Below are 4,364 nucleotides of genomic sequence, written 5' to 3' on the forward strand. Positions count from 1 at the left end.
ATTTCAAATGGTACGGCTACTCTCACCCCTGTTCCGCGTTTAGAAGTGGTTGTACCATCTTCCTTATACACTTCCCACTTGTATGGGGTGTTACCTCCTTCTATCGCATAGGAGATCTTACCGTTGGTCTCGCCCTTGCAGCCTACATGCTGGATGCTTTGCTGCTTGATAGCTATCTTATCTGGAGATTCTACCACTATGTTGGTCAGTTCAGCGATACAGTTGTATTCCATATCCTTCACTCCTACAGTGTAAGAACCTACCTTAAGACCTGTAAACTTGTTGTTATCTCCTTGCCAATCGAAGGTGCCATCGGCCTTCTTCAATCCATAGTTATACTTGCTTGATCCTCCGCGGGCGGTGATTTCAAATCTTCCGTCTTCACCATCATGGCAGCTTACCGTTGGCTTGCCTGACAATGGTTCTATCGTTAGTGGCTCTTTAGGAGCTACCTGTATTGGATCTGAATCCACTCTACACTCGCCATGGCCTGCTACCTTATGCAATACACTGATGATGTAAGTCTTGGTCGTATTGCCTTGCAAATCCACATCCAAGTTGAACTGTGTATTGTCATGTGGCTGGTCTACCTTGGCAGGGTTGCCTACCTCGGTGAGCAAGTAACGGACATTGAGCGCTGCCGTAGTTGGCGTTACGCTAGCCTCCACTATCCACTTGATCTTGCCATCCACACACTCGTACTTACCTGCCGATAGCTTGAGTTTTACCTCAGAGCCTGGATCTATCGTTACAGCTGTTTCGGCCTCACAACCATTCTTATCTATAATCCTAAAGGTGTGTTCCCCTGCCGATAAGCCTTCTAAGAGGTCTCCGCTATCCTTAGTATGGTAAGCTATAGGTGCGTTGCTGTCTATGATCAATTGGTATACCTTGTCATGAGTTATCGGATCTGTGCTCACTGGCGTACCTCCGAATACTCTTAGGCGGGTCTTACCATCCTTGGCGTCTATACAGCTTTCGTGCTCGGTAGCTTCAGGGTTCACCGTTACACTGAGTGGTTCTGGCTCGCCTATGGTGAACTCTATGATATCAACAGAAGGAATAGGTGTAACACCTCCGTTTTCATCTTCCTCACTGATGAGGCTTGGACGACAACCATTCTCATCTTGTACTATCACAAAGTACTTACCTGGAGCTAAGCTATCAATTACACCTCCTGGCTTGTCTAGGAAACGATCCAAGCGTGGAGAGATTGCATAGGTGAGCTTTCTATTGGTGCCATCACGATGTTGCTCTCCTGAGAGCTGGGTGATGGTAATCTTACCAGTCTTTTCTCCATTACATGTTACATCCTCTTTCTTAAATTTCACTCTATACTCGGTCTCCTGGGTAATAGTTGCTGTTACCACCTTCACAGGACATCCTCCATTGGTTTGGCTTACCTCTACTTGGTAGTTTCCTTCAGAGAGTCCCTCGAACACTCCTTGTGTGTTTGGATTGGCACTGCTGGTACCACCTGTACCTGTAGGCACTGGACTTCCTCCCTTAAGGAGCTTGAAGTTATAGCCTTCGTCAGCCTTTCCTCCTGTAGCTTTCACTGTAATCTTACCATAAGAGCTACCGAAGCACTTGAGGTTCAATTCGCTTTCTTCAGCCACTAAAACAGCATCCAAGTCGGTTATCTTATCCACTATTACTATATTGCTGATACCTTCACATGGATCAGGTGAGCCTCCGTTATCTAAGACTACCGCCTTATACTTACGCTCTACATTACCTCCGCCGTTGCCAGGTTTTACTTTTGTGGCAAACTCGTAAGATACCCCTGTGATACCATTGGTTCCTGTAGTAGGAGTAGTCATCACACCAAGGGACTGAGGTGTGGATTCAGTTACATCAAATAGCTCTACCTTATAGTTAGCCCTAGAGGTGCGCATATTAGGTCGCTTATCTATCTCTACTGTAATATCTCCAGAGATTGTACAGCCTGGGTACCTAGACAAGCGTGCTCTAGCGATGATGCTACCTGGGTCTCCCACTGGTATAGGGGCACTATCCTCATGGTCATCGGCACAAAGCATATCGGAGTACACACGTATCTTGTAGGTACCTGCTCCTAGGCCTGTGAAGGTTACTGTACCACGGGTAGATGGATTATCATCGGAACGTATCACTCCTAAAGGCGTATCTGTCTCGGCATCCAAAAGCTCATAGGTGAGTTTTCCTTCTAGAGGCGTACCTCCTAAGGTTACATTACCACCTGTTACTCCTGCAAGCTTGATAGCTCCGTCCTGTGAACCCTGACAGCTTGGCACGTCTATCAGTGTAGGTGCAGGCACGGTAAGTTTCATAGTTGCAGCGTTGAATTGCAAGAAGGTAAAGGTATCCAAGTTACGCAAACAGCCTTTGCCATCTCTTACCTGTACATAGTGGCTTCCTTCGCCTAAGTTACCAAAGGTAAGCTCATCTGTCCAACCACCTTCTACGCCATTGCTTACAATCTGGTATTGGTAAGGGCCTCCCCAGCCACCTGTGGCTGGTGTGGTTACGGTTATTTCTCCATCATTGTTGGACTCTCCTCCACAGTAAGTAATACCTTTGGTCATAGCGGAAGCAGCCACTATCTGTGCTGGACGAATCACCTGGGTAGTTCCCTTATTGGAGCAACCTGTACTTGTTACTGTTACTTCCACTTCAAATGGAGTGGTCGCATTGGCAGGTACTGCAGCTACAGGCACCTGAAGTGTAACGATTTCAGGATCTGTAGCGTCACTATGATTGGTATAGGTATAAGGAGTTCCTCCTAAACCTTTTATGGTATAATCATAGCCCTGTTTTTCATAATCTCCTCCTTGTACCTCTATTCTAAATTTCAAATCTATGGTCGCAGGAGGTGGCGTAGTTCCTTGGTCTCCACAGCCTCCTTCTTCAAGAACCAAATTCACCTGTGGTTTCTGGCTCTTAACTACTCTATAGTTCTGAGGCACCACATAAGAACATTGATTATCCTTATCAACAAAGGTAACACGGTAATCAGCCATCTCATCAGTATCATAAGGTATGGTCAAGGTACCTTTTAGATCATTAGGCGCACTTGCGGCAAAGAATGGAGAACCTGCTACTGCATTATAGAGACCTGTTGTGGTATCAAGCTTCTCTATCTTTACGTCATATCCATTAGTATTACCTCCATTTGTACTATATACAAGTGTATATTCTATTTCTTCCAACTTAGCTGGATCACAGCCCTTACGTTTCTTTGTTTCCAAAGATACAGACTCTATCTTATTTATAGCCTCAACTTCATCGTGGAAGGCATAGCCTGATCCTGCATCCAATTCGCAACCCTTAGCATCGCGTATCTTCAAGGTTACCTCATACTTTATTCCTCTGTCTGGTAGGTCAAAAGCATATTCTGCCTCATGTATCGTGAGCGCTGGGTATGACAGTGGTGCTACTGTAGAAGGTATTACCGCTCTGGAGAACAAGAACTCTGATGTTCTCGCATCCTTGATATACACTTCCGCTGTATAAGGTGGTACCCCTCCTTTGACCTTGAACTTAAGCTGTGCTTTGTCCTTAGATGGGGTCAAACCAAATATAGGTGAGGTAGTTGCAGCACAAGCCATCTGAACAAGCTCTATCTTCGGTTTCGGTGGAGATGAAGTGGTCATCTCAAAGTCTACTTTCGGATTCTTGTTGATAGTTACTACATTACCCGCTATATTGGTCACATCATAGCCATTACATTCTCCGTTAGAAGACTTCTTCACTATAAGCTTATAATCTCCTTCGTCTAAGCCTTCTACTCTATATCTTACTGTTCCTAGTGGGTCAGTAGATCTATTTGGTATGATATTGGCATCAGTAATAGTGGTACCTGTTGAGGCAAAGGCTGTGGTTCCTATAGGTGCTCTCTGCAAGTCATACTCAAAACTTACATCCTCACGAGCTATCGCAGGTGATGCTGGCGTGGTATTTCTTGTGAACTCGAAGGCTCCCTTAGTACCCGTTGTACCTGTACAAGCATTCTGCTGTTCTACATCAGCTCCCTCTACCTTATGGCGTGCATTAAGATCAGCTGTCGTTTCGGCAGGAAGTATCTTTATAGGTGCACTTGGGATATAATCAGTACAGTACTTGTTACCCTTATCCTTAATCCATACAGTATAGTAAAGCTCTGTTCCTCCAGGGGCAAGTGTAGGAGCTACACTTATATCCTGTTCAGTTACATTGGTATCTACTGGAGTATAACCACTAGGAGTAGCAGAACCTGTTGGCGCTGTAAATGGACTTGCCTGTCTGGTCTCTTGTGTATTCGTTGTACGATAGGTTACCTTGATGTCGTAGCGGTTACCACCTCCTATCACCGCTGGTGGTAGGATAGATGATGGTAAGAACTC

At 45.4% G+C, this 4,364-nt stretch carries 1 protein-coding gene; it reads right to left on the bottom strand.

Annotation, left to right across the window (positions count from 1 at the left end; genetic code table 11):
- On the bottom strand, positions 1 to 4,364 hold a 4,364-nt coding region (locus HMPREF1154_RS13570; RefSeq protein ID WP_009642760.1), incomplete at both ends, for a hypothetical protein.

It is taken from the genome of Capnocytophaga sp. CM59, assembly GCF_000293175.1.
Lineage (GTDB): Bacteria > Bacteroidota > Bacteroidia > Flavobacteriales > Flavobacteriaceae > Capnocytophaga > Capnocytophaga granulosa.